The following is a 16771-nucleotide window of genomic DNA, read 5'->3' as shown; positions in this document are numbered from 1 at the left end:
CAATTAAAACGCGGTACCTACTTGGAACTGCAAACGCTGAATGTTATCCGTTGACAACGATTTGATCGGGATACCATAACTGAACTTCAGCGGGCCCAGTGGTGATATCCATGATAAACCTAAGCCATAGGAATATCGCAAAACCAAATTGATGTTGGTGTTATAAACATTACCACCGTCCACGAATCCGAATACCCGCAAGGTCTTATCTACGCCGGACCCAGGAACAGGAACGGTATATTCCACATTGCTCACAATTTTGGATTGTCCGCCGGTTGGCTGATTCAAGCCTGTAATGGTATTGTAATAAGTTGGTCCGAGAGATCCCGGAGCATAGCCACGGACCGATCCGATACCGCCAACATAGTAGTTTTTGGTAATTGGGAAGGGATATTTGCCATAAGCCTCTCCGTAACCCACTTCACCGTTAAACGACAAAATATTGCCCTTTGAGAAGGAGTGAAATTTTTGATACTGACCAAAGAGCCGGTAGAACATCATATTTCCAGCGGGGGTTCCGACTTCGGCACTTAGCTGCTGTAATGATCCAGTCGATGGAATTAATGCGCTGTCGCGACCGTCACGGGACCAGCCAACAGTAATTGGCACGTTATAGGTTGTCAGTGTTGATGGATACCCAGGTGAAGCTACGCCGTAGTCTATCGCATAATTTAAATAAGGGATGGGAGTATTGCTCGTGGTCTTAATTTGGAAAGCCTCGATACCTGTCCCAAAAAATACGCGATCCACCTCAGTGTACGGAACGCCAAACTTAATATTTGAGCCTACCGATTTAATTTGGTATTCAGGGTCACCAACGTAATACAGTGGCTTGGAGGAACGGTAGTACAAATCAGTGTAGCGACTGATACCGTCTTCAGTGAAGTAGGGATCATAGTTTGATAAGGCCAAACTTTGGTTAATCTTACCCAGCGCCATATTGAGACCTACCGACGTGCCGGTACCAAACGCATTTTCTTGGTTAATACCGGCAGATAGAATCAATTTTTCTGTTGAGGAGAAACCAGCACCAATAGTTACCGCACCCGTGGGCTTTTCAGTGACCTTCACGTTGACATCAACCTGATCAGGGGATCCTGGAACATCTTGAGTGGTGATATCCGTCTCTGTAAAGTAACCCAAGCGCCCTAAGCGTTTTTTAGATAGATCGATCTTTTCACTATCAAACCAAGCGCTTTCAAACTGACGCATCTCACGACGAATCACCATGTCGCGGGTCTTGGCATTTCCGCTAACATTGACTTGACGAACATAGACCCGGCGACCTGGATCAATCACCAAAGTCAAATCTACCTCACTCAGATCACGACGAATATCTGGTTGAGGATTGATGGTTGCAAACGCATAACCATAGGAACCCAGAATTTCTGCAATCGCCTTAGTGCTCTCCGTTAATTTGGCAGAAGAAAAGGTATCACCTGGTTTAAGTGTCACAAGCTGACTCAGCTCTGCCTCTTTACCCAATGAATCTCCTGACAATCGCACATTTTTGACGGTGAATTTATTACCCTCACGAATACTGATCGTGAGATAAATCCCTTTTTTATCTGGAGTAATAGAGACTTGAGTGGAGTCAATAACAAACTCAAGGTAGCCCCGGTTGAGATAGTAAGAACGAATGTTCTCTAAGTCGGCCGTGAGCTTCTGCTTCGAATACAAATTGTCTTTGCTGTACCAAGATAACCATCCACCAGTCTTGAGCTGCATCTCACTTTTTAGAGTGCTCTCGCTAAAGACTTTATTGCCAATAAAGTTAATTTCCTCAATCTTTGCTACAGGACCTTCATCGATATTGAAATAAACGGCTACTTGATTGCGCTCAACTGGAGTGACCGTCGCAACCACCTCCGCTGCATACATCCCCTTACCAATGTATGAGCGCTTCAGCTCTTGCTCAGCCTTATCAATCAGCGCTTTGTCGTAAAAACGGGCCTCAGCGACTCCTACGGCCTTCAAGGATTTACGCACAATCTCTGGGTCAAACTCTTTCATTCCAGTAAATTCAATCCGGGAGATCGTTGGGCGCTCTTCCACAATCACAATTAAGACATTGCCTTGTGCTTGAATCTGCACATCGCGGAAGAAGCCGGTGCTGTAGAGGGCCTTAATGGCTTCAGCGCCCTTCTCTTCTGTAAAGGTATCTCCGACTTGGACTGGCAGGTAACTAAATACCGTACCCGGCTCAACGCGCTGCAAACCCTCGATGCGAATGTCTTTTACGACAAAGGAATCAGCCGCTTGCGTATTGAAGCAAATGCCGGCAGCAGCAATCAGTGCTACTTGAGCAACAAATCGAGTGACAGAGCGAAAAGAGGGAATCAAAAAATTCAAGGTGAAAGATAGCGTTGCAAATCGTTAAACAAGGCTAGCAAGGAAAGGGATATCAGCAGCACAAAGCCCACTTTTTGGAGCTTTTCTTGCATCGATAATGAAATTCGCTTGCCAACAACCAACTCCCATGCATCATACAGGAGCTGGCCTCCATCTAGCATCGGTAAGGGTACTAAATTCAAGAGCCCAATACTGATGCTCATGAGAGCCAAAAAGGCGACAAATGGTTGCCAACCTACCTGAGCAGTCTTTCCTGCCATGTCAGCAATACTTAGGGGCCCACCGAGCTGTTTGAAGCTGGCTTTGCCAGTAAATAATCCCAACATGAGCCTGAAGGAGACCTTGGTAATCAAATAAACCCGTTGACTAGCAAAGCCCAGGGCGTCTAAGGGGCCTAATTTGAGCTCTTTCCAGTCAGATGGAGGAGTGAGTTGGGGGGCGAGGCCCAAGGCCTCAAATGGGTTAGATTCCGGAGTCATCGGCCGTAAATCGGTGTGCTTGAAGAATTTGATTTGGCGACTGCCAAAAGCATCCTGTATCTCTAGGGCAAAGCCCTGTTCCCCGGTAATGGCATCCAAGAGCAACCAGCGTAAGGCATTCCAACTAGGGACAAAATCAAAGTCCTGCAGAATGGGATGAACGCTATCATCAGCCGACAGGGATTGCCAACCAATCACCTGATCGCCCGCCACTATCCCTAATGTTGCGGCGGTAGATTGCTCGGGTGGTGCTTGGAGTCGAGCGGGAAGTTGCGGAACGCCAGAAACATAAATCACCGCGAAAAGCATCACAGCCAACAAAAAGTTAGCGAATGGTCCCGCCGCTACGATCAAGGCGCGTTGCCAAAGCGGCTTTACATCAAACGATTCTGGGCGCTCTTCGGGTCGAATCGATTGCTGACTATCGCGTCCGTCCAATAATTTGACATAACCACCCAAAGGGATGGGAGCAATAACCCATTCGGTTCCGTTATTGGCTCGATAAGTAAACAACGGTTTACCAAACCCTAGGGCAAAGCGAAGTACTTTCACGCCGCACAAGCGAGCCGCTAAGAAGTGGCCATACTCATGAAAACTCACCAGTACACCTAATGTAACAATAAAGGCGCCAAGGGTGATTAAAGCCTGCACAAATATCCCACTCTAGGACTTGATCTTATTAATCAGATCATTCGCAATCTGACGAGCCCGCGCATCCACCTCGAGAATCGTCTCTAAGGAATCCGCGGGTGCTGTAGGAACAGTATGTAATGTGCGCTCTACCACGTCTGCAATCTGCAAATAAGGTAAGCCCGAGTCTAAGAATGCCGCAACAGCAATTTCATTCGCGGCGTTCAAAACCGTAGGTGCTGTGCCCCCTGACTTTGCAGCAGAAAATGCTAAGCTCAGACAAGGAAATTGAGAGAGATTAGGCTCTGAGAAACTCAGACCCGCTAACTGCGTCAAATTTAACTGGGCCACGCCAGCATCAATGCGCTCAGGCCAAGCTAATCCATAAGCAATGGGGGTGCGCATATCCGGCTGACCCATTTGCGCCAGAACAGAACCATCGCGATAGCGCACCATGGAATGGACCACACTTTGCGGATGAATGAATACCTTAATTTTTTCTAGCGGCAAACCAAACAACCAAAACGCCTCGATGACTTCTAAGCCCTTGTTCATCATCGTTGCAGAATCTACGGAAATCTTTCTACCCATGACCCAGTTTGGATGTGCACAAGCTTGGTCGGGAGTAATATCCGCTAAGTCTGTAATTGGTACATCTCTGAATGGTCCACCAGAGGCGGTTAACCACAGCTCTTCAACCCCGAAATGATCTGATGGAGTTTTAGTGAAATGGTCAGGCAGGCATTGAAAAATCGCATTGTGCTCGCTATCGATTGGTAGTAGCTCGCCACCGCCGGTTTTCATAGCCTGCATAAATAAATTACCCGACATCACGAGCGCTTCTTTATTGGCTAGTAATACCCGCTTACCAGCTTGCGCTGCAGCGAGCGTTGGGACGAGTCCGGCAGCGCCTACAATCGCCGCCATAACCGCATCGCATCCGGAGTCCGTTACCGCAGTAACTAATGCTTCAGGACCGTATAAAACCTGAGTTTTGACATTCCGATCGGCTAGTAATTTACTGAGGCGACCAGCACCTTCTGCGTCAGCAACGACGGCAATGCGTGGCTTAAACTCGATACATTGCTCAGCTAGTCGCTCAATTTGTTTTGCAGCCGTCAGCGCAACTACTGAGAAGCGATCGGGATGCGCACGAATAACATCTAGTGTGTTGACGCCGATGGATCCCGTAGACCCTAAGATCGCAATTTGTTTAAGCAACATTAAATAAATCCAGCCAATAATGCAGCAATCGGCATCGTCGGAATCAGCGCATCAACACGATCGAGAACCCCACCATGCCCAGGAAGCAAATGGCTACTATCCTTGACTCCTGCTAAGCGCTTGAGCTGAGACTCAAATAAATCACCGAACACACTGAATGCTGTCAATACCGTCACCATCAAGAATAGGGGCACCCAGCCAAAGCGAATTGCCCAAGCTCCAAATAAAGTATCCCCTAATGGCAAATATGCTACGCACAAAAACGCGTACAGATAGCAAAGAGCCAGGCCCCCTAGCGCACCTTCAATCGACTTTCCTGGGCTAATGTGCACCGCCAGTTTATGCTTTCCAAAAGCCTTGCCAACAAAGTAAGCGCCAATATCTGCCACCCATACCAAGGCCATGGTGCTGAGCAAAAATACTAAACCTAGTTCACGCAAGAAGACCAAAGCAAACCATGTTGCTGGGAGAATAATTAAACCCACAATGCTATAGAACGTTTTCAGCTTGTGAAGAGAAAGATTCATACCCTTTGCAAAGATGAATGGTGCTAAGAAGAACCAAAATAAGACGGCTATCATCAGTAAAGAAAATTGCCATGAGATAGCTTGCATCCCCAACAACAACAAAATAATAGCCAAGCAAAAAACGGCATAGAGCCATGCAGCCATCTTGGACTCAGGGGCAATCATGCGACTCCATTCCCAAGCGGCAGCGACGAGCGCAATCAGAAAAAAAGCGCCTATATAGAATGGGGGCAATAAAAATAGGATGGGCAATAGGACTGCCATCAGAATAGTGGCAGTAATGATTCGGGTTTTTAGCATAAAGAAGTGTGAGAGGAGCGATTAAACTGCGTCACTCATGGGCACAGATTCAAGCTGAGCACTAGTTCGACCAAAACGACGTTCACGCTGACTAAACCAATCAAAAGCCTTATGCAATTCAGCTTCATCGAAATGAGGCCAGAGCGTATCCGTGAAGTAGAGCTCGGTGTAAGCCAATTGCCATAGTAGGAAATTGCTCACTCGCTGTTCACCGCCAGTACGAATAAAGAGATCCGGCTCCGGCGCATAGGCCATCGATAAATGGGGTTGTAACAACTCTTCAGAAACCTGCTCAGCCTGTAATCCAGGATTCGCAATCAAACATTTGCGCATCGCCTGCAAAATGTCCCAGCGACCCCCATAGTTCGCGGCGACGGTCATAGTCAGACCCTTACAGTCAGCCGTTTTTTCTTCAGAGAATTTCACCATTTGTTGGATTGCATCATCAAAGCGACTTAAGTCACCAATGAGTCGAAAGGCAATATCATTTTCAGCAAGTCGGGCAACTTCGCTTTTCAAAGATTTCAAAAAAAGCTTCATCAAAAAACCGACTTCTTCTGGCGGACGGCGCCAGTTCTCTGAGCTAAAGGCAAATACCGTGAGGTATTCCACTCCCAGACGGCGGCACTCTTGCACAATCTTACGAAGCGCGGCTAAACCTTCAGTATGCCCCGCAACACGAGGCATAAAACGATTGCTAGCCCAACGACCATTGCCATCCATGATGATGGCGACATGGCGCGGAATCGCTTGTACCTCGGGAATCACTAAGGTAGAGCTAGTATGCTGAGTCATGGATAGAGATTGATAAAAAAGAATCTGACGACTAAACCGTCATGATCTCTTTTTCTTTTTCTGCAATGATCTTATCGATATCGACTACAGCGCGATCCGTCATCTTCTGAATCTCGTCAGTCGCACGACGCTCATCATCCTCAGAAATTTCTTTGTCTTTAGTGAGGCGCTTTAAATGCTCATTGGCATCGCGACGTAAATTACGTACTGCAATCTTCGTTTCTTCGCCCTCATGTTTGACTACCTTAGTCAAGTCACGACGACGTTCTTCTGTTAATGCAGGCATTGGTACACGAATGACCGTACCTTGTGATGCCGGATTCAAACCCAAGTCAGAATCCCGAATAGCCTTCTCAATAGCACCAACCATCGTCTTTTCAAATGGTTGCACATTAATCGTTCTGGCATCAGCTAAGCCTAAGTTCGCCACTTGACTTAGTGGGGTTGGATTGCCGTAGTAATCAACCTGAATATGCTCTAAGATTCCTGGGTTGGCGCGGCCAGAACGAATCTTTGCCAAATTGGTCTTCAACGCCTCAAGAGACTTTTGCATCTTTTGATCGGTAGTAGTTTTAATTTCTGTTGCGGACATCAAGCCTCCTATTAAACGTGTACTAAGGTGCCTTCAGATTCCCCTTGAACCACGCGCATCAGAGCGCCTGGCTTGAGAATCGAAAACACTTTAATGGGTAATTTACGGTCACGGCACAATGCAAAAGCAGTTGCGTCCATTACCTGTAAGTTTTTAATGATTGCCTCATCAAAGGTCATCGTTTTATATAAAGTAGCCGTTGGGTCTTTCATTGGATCTGCGCTGTAAATACCATCGACTTTGGTGGCTTTGAGTACGATCTCGACACCCATTTCCGCGCCCCGCAAAGCGGCCGCAGTGTCGGTAGTAAAAAATGGGTTGCCTGTACCCGCTGCAAAGATCACGACTTTGCCTTCGCTCAGCGCGCGGATAGCACGCGGGCGAATGTAAGGCTCAACGACTTGATCCATTCTTAAAGCAGATTGCACGCGAGCCTCAACGCCTTTTTGACGCAAAGCATCTTGTAGCGCAAGAGAATTCATCATCGTTGCTAGCATTCCCATGTAATCAGCTGTTGCACGATCCATGCCGGCCGCCCCGCCTGCTACACCACGAAATATATTTCCGCCACCAATCACAATCGCTAATTGAACACCGCTGTTGACAACATCGGCAATTTCTTTCACCATCGAATCAATAGTGATGGGATTGATACCAAAAGCATCATCCCCCATGAGGGCTTCACCAGAGAGTTTTAAGAGAACACGTTTGTAGGCTGGCATGGTTTTGTTTTCCGTAATTAGCCAAGCAATCTACTTGCTTAGCGTATTGATCTTTAAGTACTTTTTAATGTCTTACCTAAATTATAAGGGGCTTGGCGCGGATCAAACAAAAGGGCATAGAAACCGAGATTCCTATGCCCTTTTGAGGATGACGGCCTTACTGGGTAAACCCAGTAGTGGTAGCGCTAGTTAAGCACCCTTAGCAGCGGCAACCTGAGCAGCCACTTCAGCCGCAAAGTCGTCTTGACGCTTCTCGATGCCCTCACCCACCACAAACATGGTGAAACTCTTGATCGTGGTGTTAGCAGCTTTAAGCATTTGCTCAACCGATTGCTTGTCGTTTTTAACGAAAGTTTGGTTCAACAAAGACACCTCTTTGAGGTACTTCTGAATAGAACCTTCCACCATCTTCTCAACGATTTCTGGCGGTTTGCCAGATTCAGCAGCCTTTTGAACTGCAACACTGCGTTCAATAGCGATTGCTTCAGCAGGAACATCAGCCATCGATAAAGCCACTGGCTTCATGGCAGCAATATGCATTGCGACGTCTTTGGCTGCAGTCTCGTCACCATCGAACTCAACTATGACGCCGATACGAGTACCGTGGAGATAAGAAACTAATTTATTGCTACCAGCAAAACGCTTGAAGCGACGTGGCATGATGTTTTCACCGATTTTGCCAATCAAGGCGCTACGGACTTCATCCACAGTTTGGCCATTCATAGGCAATGCAAGTAATGCAGCAACATCCGCTGGATTCTTCTCTGCTACTAACTTGACACACTCAGCAGTAAAGGCCAAGAAGTCGTCGTTCTTAGAAACAAAGTCGGTTTCGCAGTTCACTTCCAATAAAGCACCTGTTGTACCGTTAATGAATGAAGCCACAATACCTTCAGCCGTTACACGGGATGCGGCCTTACCCGCTTTACTACCGAGCTTGACACGCAGAATCTCTTCCGCACGAGCCATATCGCCGTCAGCCTCAGTCAGCGCTTTTTTACACTCCATCATCGGAGCATCAGTTTTGGCGCGTAACTCACCAACCATTGCAGCGGTAATAGCAGCCATTATTCAGCTTTCCCTTCTTCAACGAACTCTTCTTCGCCTTCTTTAACGGCGGTCAAGATTTCTTGAACAGAATTGGATTTACCTTCGAGGATTGCATCGGCAATCCCGCGAGCGTAGAGCAAAACTGCTTTGCTAGAGTCATCGTTACCAGGAATAATGTAATCAATACCTTCTGGTGAATGGTTGGTATCCACCACAGCGATCACCGGAATACCCAGCTTGTTCGCTTCGGTAATAGCAATCTTGTGATAGCCCACATCCACTACAAAAATCGCATCTGGCACGCCGTTCAAATCCTGAATACCGCCAAGTGCTTTTTGCAACTTGTCGAGATCGCGATCATTAGTCAAGGCTTCCTTCTTGGAAAGCTTCTCCCAATCGCCGGCTTCTTTAGCGACTGCCATATCTTTTAAACGCTTGAGGGAGCCTTTAACGGTTTTAAAGTTGGTGAGCGTACCGCCCAACCAACGACTGTCGATATAAGGCATACCAGCGCGGGCCGCTTCTTCAGCAATAATCTCGCGTGATTGACGTTTTGTTCCAACGAATAAGATGGTTCCACGATTAGCAGCAATTTGTTTTGCGAATTTCAGGGCGTCCTGAAACATCGGCAAGGTCTTTTCCAAATTGATAATGTGAATTTTATTGCGATGGCCGAAAATATAAGGGGCCATTCTTGGGGACCAGAAACGGGTTTGGTGGCCAAAATGGCAACCGGCTTCCAGCATTTGACGCATAGTTACTGACATAACATCTCCTAAGGGTTAGTTTCTAAGATTGAACCCTAGCTGCGCTAAAAAGCGCCACCCTGGAAGGTTCAACCCGCGATTTCAGTTCAAAATTGATCTGAGAACAAAAATTATAGCTTAAATATCAGGGACCTAGACACTCCAGAGCCATCCTCCTGAAGGAATACCCACCTCAAAATCACATTAAATAGGGTCTCTGCCCATTATTTAGGCATTGCACCGCTCGCAAAAACGGTCAAGTCGTTGATAATCAAGGCATGAATAGTGTATTTACCACCGAAAAAGACATCCAAGGGATGCGCGAGGCTGGCCGCTTAGCCAGTGAAGTGCTGGATCATGTTGCCCCCCATGTCAAAGCAGGAGTGAGCACTGGAGAGTTAGATCGCATTTGCCACGAGTACATGCGTGATGTCCAAAAGACCATTCCAGCACCATTGAACTATCAGCCCCCAGGCTATCCACCCTTTCCGGCAGCAATCTGCACCTCAGTTAACGATGTGATCTGCCACGGCATTCCTGGGGAGAAGATCTTGAAAACCGGTGATGTCGTGAATCTCGATATTACCGTTATCACACCTGATGGCTACTACGGAGATAACAGCCGCATGTTCATGGTGGGTGAAGTGTCGGTTATTGCAAAACGCCTGACCCAAGTGACCTTTGAATGCATGTGGCTAGGGATTGCGCAAGTAAAGCCTGGTGCATCGTTAGGGGATATTGGCTATGCCATTCAAACGCATGCTGAGAAGGCGGGTTACTCTGTGGTCCGTGAATATTGCGGACATGGTATTGGCAAAGTCTTTCATCAAGATCCGCAAATTCTTCACTATGGCCGCCCTGGTACTGGTGAAAAACTGACAGAAGGTATGACCTTTACGATTGAACCGATGATTAATGCAGGTCGCCGCGATATTCGCACTATGCCCGATCAATGGACCGTGAAGACGAAAGACCGCAGCCTCTCTGCTCAATGGGAACATACACTATTAGTAACCGCTACCGGTGTTGAAGTCCTTACTTGGTCAGAAGGAAGCAATCCCATACCGGATTGTGTCAAGGGGCTTTCCTTTAGGCCAAACCTAGCTAACGTTTAAACCACTCCAGCGTGATGCCTCAACCCCTCTCAGGCGCGAAGCCGATTGCAGATATTGCGAGCTTGCGTGCAGCTCGTGAGCTGGCCTATGCCGATTTTCGGGAGCATCAAGTTGCCAGTAGATTAACGAAGCAATTGAGCAAGCTCAGTGATGAGTTACTAATCAGCTTGTGGAACTCCTGTGACCTGCACACAGATGCTGCCTTAATTGCAGTGGGTGGGTTTGGTCGGGGCGCACTTTTCCCGTACTCTGATATTGATATTTTGATTCTGCTTCCAGCAGACCAGCAATACTTTGAAAAAGTCCTCGCCAACAAGATTGAACGGTTTGTAGCAAGGTGCTGGGATACCGGCTTAGAGATCGGCTCTTCCGTTAGAACAGTGGCCGAATGTATTTCTGAGGCAGAACAAGACATTACCGTACGCACTTCGTTGCTGGAATCACGACTCATCTGCGGCCAGAAATCTCTCTTCAAAGAATTTGAAGAAACTTACGAAAAGACTTTAGATCCAAAGTCATTTTTCCAAGCAAAATTAGCAGAGCAAATTCAGCGCCACTATAAATATCAGGATACGCCCTACTCCCTTGAGCCCAACTGCAAAGAAAGCCCTGGTGGCCTGCGGGACTTACAAATCATTACCTGGGTTAGTAAAGCCGCGCACTTAGGCAGCACATTTAAGGATCTCAATCTTGCGGGTTTGGTTACCGAACGGGAGTTGACAGAACTTAATCGCAATCAACGTTTTTTAGAAGCTCTGCGCGTCAATTTACATTTGCTTGCTAAGCGTAGGCAGGATGTGTTGGTGTTTGATTTGCAAGCACCACTTGCCGCGGCTATGGGCATCGAAGAGGATTCTTCAAGACTCGCAAGCGAAGCGATTATGCGTCGTTACTATTGGGCTGCCAAAGCGGTTAGTCAATTAAACGATGTCTTGCTACAAAATATTGAAGCCCTGCTCTTTCCTCAAGAATCCAAAACGACCTATGCTATTACTGGTGAGGGCAATGAATGCTTTATTGAGCGTCAAGGTGTACTAGATATCACCGACCCTCAGTTATTCCAGAAACACCCCGAACAGATTCTAAGGACCTTCTTGGTCTTTGCACAAACAGCGAATGTCAAAAGCTTATCCGCCACTATTTTCAGAGCGCTCTATAACGCGCGCCAAAAGATGGATAGTCAGTGGCGCCAAGATCCTATCAATCGCTCTCTTTTCATGGAAATATTAAAAGAGCCTGAAGGAGTCAGTCGCGCATTCCAACTCATGAACCGTACTAGCGTGCTTGGTCGCTACTTACCTGCCTTCAGAAAAATCGTGGGTCAGATGCAGCATGATTTATTTCATGTATACACAGTGGATCAACACATCTTGATGGTTTTGCGCAATGTGCGCCGCTTTATGGTGGTTGAGCATACCCATGAATTTCCGTTCTGCAGCAGCTTAATGGCCCATTTTGAAAAGCCGTGGCTCTTGGTCATTGCCGCCCTCTTTCATGACATTGCTAAAGGTCGGGGTGGAGACCATTCGGAGCTTGGCAAAGCGGATGTCCGTAAATTCGCTAAAGATCATGGCTTAGATAAAGCCGATACAGAACTCATCATCTGGTTGGTAGCAGAACATCTCAATATGAGCCAAGTGGCTCAGAAGAAAGACATTACCGATCCGGAAGTAGTCCAAGCTTTTGCGAAGAAAGTGGGTGATGAACGCCATCTCACCGCACTCTATCTGCTCACAGTAGCCGATGTGCGCGGTACCAGCCCAAAAGTCTGGAATGCCTGGAAAGGGAAATTGCTAGAGGACCTCTATCGCGCCACGCTAAGGGTATTAGGGGGTGCTAAACCAGACGCCTCCTCAGATCTTGCCCAGCATCAAGAGGAGTCGCGCGCTAAGCTGAGACTTTACGGCATCGAGGATACTGCTTATGAGAATCTCTGGCAGCAGTTAGATGTGGCCTTCTTCTTACGCCAAGAGGCATCTGATGTTGCTTGGCTCACGCGCCATCTGTTCAATCAGGTGGATAGTAAAACTCCGGTCGTCAGTGCAAGACTTTCCCCTGTCGGCGAGGGCTTGCAAATTGCCGTCTACGTAAAGGATCAAGAAGACTTATTTGCCAGAATTTGCGCTTACTTTGAGCGCCACGGCTTCTCCATTTGGGATGCCCGCATTCATACAACACGACATGGCTATGCACTCGATACCTTCCAAATTTCGGGTAGTAATTTAGTTGATGAAGGTGGTAGCTATCGTGACCTCATTCAACTTGTTGAATATGAGCTCACTGCGGCACTTCAACACAATGATCCTCTGCCATCACCCAGCATGGGGCGCCTCTCAAGGCAATCACGCACTTTCCCGATTCAACCACGAGTACATATGACACCGGATGAGCGCGGGCACTACTACGCACTGTCACTCTCAGCAAGTGACCGCACTGGCCTGCTCTATGCCATCTCCAGAATATTAGCTAAGCATCAGGTTTCTCTGCATACGGCACGCATCAACACCCTGGGTGAACGCGTGGAAGACGTATTCTTATTAGATGCTGCTAACCTGAGTAAAAATCCGAAGCTGCAAATCTTGCTAGAGACCGATTTGTTAGAGGCGCTAGGAGTCTAGGGAAATCAACTGAGATTTTGTAAGGCTCGCTGAATACGCGGGCAAGTTATTTGATCAAAAGGCACCCATGCCTTTTCAATACTCTCAGGAGATTCCCGCTCCTCGATCGCTTTGAATACAAACAAAAGATCAATGTGTAAATGCACACCCTCAGCTTTCTTTGGGTTTGCGGGGATTTCATGTAAATCAATATCGATAGGATCTAGATATTCATCGATGGGCTTGCAGGCAATACCCGTTTCCTCAAAGACCTCCCGAATTGCAGCATCGATCGGACTCTCACCTTCATCAATATGACCGCCTGGTTGCATCCACGCCTTAATGTAAGGATGAAAGATGAGAAGTACTCGACCATCTCTTACAACCAGGCCGCTAGCAGTAATGTGACCTGCCGTAGTAGATCGCGAGTAAGGATCTACGGTAGATAAGACCTGATCACAAGATGCTTTAAATCGGGTGCCAATAGCCTCTTTGGAGATGCGTTCAATGATTTTCATAGTCAAGTCCAAAAATCTTATCGAAGGACTGCGACAGCGTAAAGCCAATTACTGCGTAGGAAATCACCTACTTCAGTAACTCCATCATGGCCGCCTCATCTATTACCGGGACACCGAGCTCTTCCGCCTTAGTAAGCTTACTGCCTGCATCCGTGCCAGCAACTACGTAATCTGTTTTCTTCGAGACGGACCCTGCTACTTTGGCGCCTGCTTTTTCAAGCAAGTCTTTAGCTTCATCACGGGTCATGGTTGGGAAAGTGCCTGTAAGTACAAAGGTTTTTCCAGCTACTGCTGCACTGATGATCTTTTCTTCTACTGAGAGCTGCATACCCGAAGCCAGAAGTTGCTCAATCACTTCGCGGTTGTGCGCCTCACCCATAAAGCTAGTAATGGAATCTGCCACGACTGGCCCAACATCTTTGACCGTGAGAAGATCTTCGAGATTGGCATCCATTAACGCATGCATAGTTTGATAATGATTCGCTAGATCCCTAGCGGTAGTCTCGCCCACATGCCGAATACCTAAGGCAAAGATGAATCTTGCTAAAGTGGTATTTCTGGATTGATTGATTGCTTGAATCAGATTATCGGCTGACTTCTCACCCATACGCTCCAGATTAGCAAGCGCAGTAAAGCCAAGTCGATAAAGATCAGCTGGTGTTCGTACTAAATTCTGATCAACCAATTGATCTACGATCTTCTCGCCCAGGCCTTCAATATCTAGCGCTCTTCTGTGTGCAAAATGGATGAGCGCCTGTTTACGTTGTGCCCCGCAAAATAGTCCGCCGCTACAGCGCGCTATGGCCTCATCAGCCAAGCGCTCAATATGAGAGTCGCACACAGGGCAATGGGTTGGCATGATAAATTCTGTTGCGTCGGATGGCCTGCGTTCTTTGACTACAGAGACGACCTCTGGAATCACATCACCAGCCCTTCTCACAGAAACGGTATCCCCAATTCGGACGTCTTTACGCTTGACCTCATCTTCGTTGTGCAGGGTTGCGTTAGTTACAGTGACACCACCCACTTCGACTGGAGCCAATCTAGCAACAGGGGTAATGGCGCCAGTGCGGCCTACCTGAACATCAATACCCAATACAGTAGTTAAGGCCTCTTGAGCAGGAAACTTATGGGCCAAGGCAAAGCGAGGTGCCCTAGAAACAAATCCAAGTTTAGTTTGTTCAGCAAAGGAGTTCACCTTATAGACCACACCGTCAATATCGTAAGGGAGTGAATCTCGTTTAGCGCCAACTTCGTTATAGAAAGCCAAAATAGCTTCTACCGATTGAAGGACACGACGTTCAGAGCACACTGGTAAACCTAGTACAACATAAGCATCCAATAGTTTTTCGTGAGTGGCTGGCAACCAGGACTGGGGCTCTAGCGCACCAAGACCATAGGCAAAGAAAGAGAGGGGCCTCTTAGCAGTAATTTTAGAGTCCAATTGACGCAAACTACCTGCAGCCGCATTGCGGGGATTGGCAAACTCCTTCTCGCCCAATAATGCAGCTTGCTCATTCATTTTCTGGAAGTCTTTGAGATACATGAAAACTTCACCGCGTACCTCAAGTACTGCCGGAATATTTTCCCCCGTTAGCTTTAGCGGAATGGCTCGAATGGTTTTAATATTTGCAGTGACATCTTCGCCACTGGCACCATCACCACGGGTAGCAGCCCTAACTAAAGAACCATGCTCATAGCGCAAAGAGATCGCTAAGCCATCAAATTTAAGTTCGCCAGCGTAATCTACTTGTTCGAGATGCAGACCTTCTCGGCAGCGACGATCAAAAGCAATCAGCTCTTCATCTGTAAAAGCATTATTCAAAGAAAGCATGGGCATAATATGAATGACCGAATCAAACGCCTTTAATGCAGCGCCGCCCACTCTTTGAGAGAGCGAATCAGCTGTAACCCATTGGGGATGAGCAGCCTCAATCTCTAACAGCTCGCGATAGAGGCGGTCATACTCACTATCGGGAACGATGGGGTTATCAAGGACATAGTAAGCATGCTCTAGGCGCGCTAACTCGACTTGTAAGAATGCATAGCGATCCGCTAATTTTGTCGGACTAGAAGACGACAACGTGATTCCTTAGCTGAAGAGTCTACTAGCAGTAGAAGAGCCTGCAGGAACGCCGCCCTTCTCAAGTTTGGAATAAAGAACATCTAGATGCTGGCGAATGCTAATCACAGCAGCCTCAGTCAGATTGATGCCGTTGTCATCCACCAAACGCCCGTGAGCTGATTGGGCAATCTCAAGACCCTCACTCAGCATCCGCTCAAACGCACGCTCTTCATAAGCCACTAAAGGTACCTCGAGCAATAAAGTCAGCTGCTTGACCGGTGCGTTGGGGTTAATCTCTGAAGTAGTAAAAATCAGAGCGCCATTACTAAAGAACTCATAAGCGCGGCCATTGCGAGAGAGTCTAAAACCTCTTTTACGCATCAAGGCATCGAAGTTAGCACCCGAAGCTGCATCATCAAAAAGCACATTGATACTCAGCTGAATATCACTCTCTGCAGCCATCACATCTAACTCTTTAGCGCTCTCCAGCATCGTATTGACACTGGGCATATCAATCTGAGATCCCAGGGTTGCTGCAAGTGCTTGCGCACGCGAACAGAAGTCAGATAACTCTAGTACACCAATTGGTCCACGACGGCTTGCTAATTGAATCGCTAGTTGTAACTCAGAATAGGCAGCTTCTGGGCGTAATGCCTCCCAATGTTCATCAGCATCTGCATTGAAGCCTTCATACATCCAGCGCGCCGTTAAGGCAGACGGCTCATCCACCCATACCTTCATTTCATCAAGAATTTCAGCGCCCCGAATACGCTCATCAAAGCGCAGCGTAATCACGCAGTCAATTCGAGGGTCGATAGAAAAATTGTCTGGAATGGATGTGGATGGGAGGCTGATATCTCCAAAGGTGGGTTCTGCTCGATCGACAGCCTCAGAAAAATCTTGGCTAAAAGAAGGCTCCTTTATTAATGAGCTCTTGTTCACTTCCATCTTGCGACGCGCACGGGCATATTTGATATTCACTACTGCTACAAATACTAAGATCAGTAAGCCAATTACGGCTAAAGCAAGCTGCAATTCAGACAAACCCAACATTGTCAT

Annotated in this window: 14 protein-coding genes; 2 read left to right on the top strand and 12 right to left on the bottom strand. The window is 47.3% G+C overall.

The features are described from left to right. Positions 1-3 precede the first annotated feature (3 nt). The 9 genes from bamA to rpsB all read right to left on the bottom strand — a co-directional run bounded on the left by bamA (position 4) and on the right by rpsB (position 9438). Entirely contained in the window at positions 4-2343 is a 2340-nt protein-coding gene (bamA, locus tag ICN15_RS03680; protein ID WP_370625395.1) for an outer membrane protein assembly factor BamA, read from the bottom strand. A 5-nt stretch (positions 2344-2348) separates the two neighbouring features. Then, positions 2349-3482, bottom strand: a complete 1134-nt coding sequence (gene rseP, locus ICN15_RS03675) for an RIP metalloprotease RseP (protein ID WP_216201281.1) — start codon at positions 3480-3482, stop codon at positions 2349-2351. A 12-nt stretch (positions 3483-3494) separates the two neighbouring features. Further along, positions 3495-4682: a 1-deoxy-D-xylulose-5-phosphate reductoisomerase gene (ispC, locus tag ICN15_RS03670; RefSeq protein ID WP_216201533.1), complete on the bottom strand. Its 1188-nt coding sequence runs from the start codon at positions 4680-4682 to the stop codon at positions 3495-3497. 2 nt (positions 4683-4684) lie between these two features. After that, positions 4685-5512: a phosphatidate cytidylyltransferase gene (locus ICN15_RS03665; RefSeq protein ID WP_216201280.1), complete on the bottom strand. Its 828-nt coding sequence runs from the start codon at positions 5510-5512 to the stop codon at positions 4685-4687. Positions 5513-5533: 21 nt separating this feature from the next. Next, a complete protein-coding gene (gene uppS / locus ICN15_RS03660) occupies positions 5534-6307 on the bottom strand; it encodes a polyprenyl diphosphate synthase (protein ID WP_216201279.1) in 774 nt (257 codons plus the stop codon). Between the two features lie 31 nt (positions 6308-6338). Then, positions 6339-6899 carry a ribosome recycling factor gene (gene frr, locus ICN15_RS03655; RefSeq protein WP_216201278.1) on the bottom strand — a complete coding sequence of 187 codons (561 nt, stop codon included), beginning with the start codon at positions 6897-6899 and terminating at the stop codon, positions 6339-6341. Between the two features lie 11 nt (positions 6900-6910). Continuing rightward, on the bottom strand, positions 6911-7621 hold the full coding sequence (pyrH, locus tag ICN15_RS03650) for a UMP kinase (protein ID WP_046330461.1): 711 nt from the start codon (positions 7619-7621) through the stop codon (positions 6911-6913). Between the two features lie 189 nt (positions 7622-7810). Further along, on the bottom strand, positions 7811-8689 hold the full coding sequence (gene tsf / locus ICN15_RS03645) for a translation elongation factor Ts (protein WP_216201277.1): 879 nt from the start codon (positions 8687-8689) through the stop codon (positions 7811-7813). Next, positions 8689-9438: a 30S ribosomal protein S2 gene (rpsB, locus tag ICN15_RS03640; protein WP_216201276.1), complete on the bottom strand. Its 750-nt coding sequence runs from the start codon at positions 9436-9438 to the stop codon at positions 8689-8691. Before rpsB ends, tsf begins: the two co-directional genes overlap by 1 nt. A gap of 257 nt (positions 9439-9695) precedes the next feature. On the opposite strand from rpsB, the gene map reads away from it, so the two are divergent. Together map and ICN15_RS03630 are read left to right on the top strand one after the other, a co-directional pair. Then, entirely contained in the window at positions 9696-10532 is an 837-nt protein-coding gene (map, locus tag ICN15_RS03635) for a type I methionyl aminopeptidase (RefSeq protein WP_216201275.1), read from the top strand. Positions 10533-10546: 14 nt separating this feature from the next. Then, positions 10547-13150, top strand: coding sequence for a [protein-PII] uridylyltransferase (locus ICN15_RS03630; RefSeq protein WP_216201532.1), 2604 nt, complete (start codon positions 10547-10549; stop codon positions 13148-13150). 5 nt (positions 13151-13155) lie between these two features. Here ICN15_RS03630 and ICN15_RS03625 read toward each other — a convergent pair whose 3' ends face one another. The 3 genes from ICN15_RS03625 to ICN15_RS03615 form a co-directional block, all read right to left on the bottom strand. After that, the gene (locus tag ICN15_RS03625) at positions 13156-13647 is read right to left on the bottom strand and encodes an NUDIX hydrolase (RefSeq protein ID WP_216201274.1); all 492 of its coding nucleotides are present in this window, start codon (positions 13645-13647) and stop codon (positions 13156-13158) included. A gap of 67 nt (positions 13648-13714) precedes the next feature. Beyond that, on the bottom strand, positions 13715-15730 hold the full coding sequence (gene ligA, locus ICN15_RS03620; protein WP_216201273.1) for an NAD-dependent DNA ligase LigA: 2016 nt from the start codon (positions 15728-15730) through the stop codon (positions 13715-13717). A gap of 9 nt (positions 15731-15739) precedes the next feature. Further along, positions 15740-16771 (bottom strand): cell division protein ZipA C-terminal FtsZ-binding domain-containing protein, encoded by a 1032-nt coding sequence (locus ICN15_RS03615; RefSeq protein WP_216201272.1) that lies wholly within the window; start codon positions 16769-16771, stop codon positions 15740-15742.

The organism is Polynucleobacter sp. CS-Odin-A6 (assembly GCF_018882095.1).
Classification (GTDB): Bacteria; Pseudomonadota; Gammaproteobacteria; order Burkholderiales; family Burkholderiaceae; genus Polynucleobacter.
This window is presented reverse-complemented; position numbering and strand designations above follow the sequence as displayed.

Excerpts from the sequence above, each read along its gene's own strand:
- ICN15_RS03665 (WP_216201280.1), bottom strand. The coding sequence starts at position 5,512 with ATGCTAAAAACCCGAATCATTACTGCCACTATTCTGATGGCAGTCCTA.
- uppS (WP_216201279.1), bottom strand. The coding sequence starts at position 6,307 with ATGACTCAGCATACTAGCTCTACCTTAGTGATTCCCGAGGTACAAGCG.
- frr (WP_216201278.1), bottom strand. The coding sequence starts at position 6,899 with ATGTCCGCAACAGAAATTAAAACTACTACCGATCAAAAGATGCAAAAG.
- pyrH (WP_046330461.1), bottom strand. The coding sequence starts at position 7,621 with ATGCCAGCCTACAAACGTGTTCTCTTAAAACTCTCTGGTGAAGCCCTC.
- tsf (WP_216201277.1), bottom strand. The coding sequence starts at position 8,689 with ATGGCTGCTATTACCGCTGCAATGGTTGGTGAGTTACGCGCCAAAACT.
- rpsB (WP_216201276.1), bottom strand. The coding sequence starts at position 9,438 with ATGTCAGTAACTATGCGTCAAATGCTGGAAGCCGGTTGCCATTTTGGC.
- map (WP_216201275.1), top strand. The coding sequence starts at position 9,696 with ATGAATAGTGTATTTACCACCGAAAAAGACATCCAAGGGATGCGCGAG.
- ICN15_RS03630 (WP_216201532.1), top strand. The coding sequence starts at position 10,547 with ATGCCTCAACCCCTCTCAGGCGCGAAGCCGATTGCAGATATTGCGAGC.
- ICN15_RS03625 (WP_216201274.1), bottom strand. The coding sequence starts at position 13,647 with ATGAAAATCATTGAACGCATCTCCAAAGAGGCTATTGGCACCCGATTT.
- ICN15_RS03615 (WP_216201272.1), bottom strand. The coding sequence starts at position 16,771 with ATGACAATGTTGGGTTTGTCTGAATTGCAGCTTGCTTTAGCCGTAATT.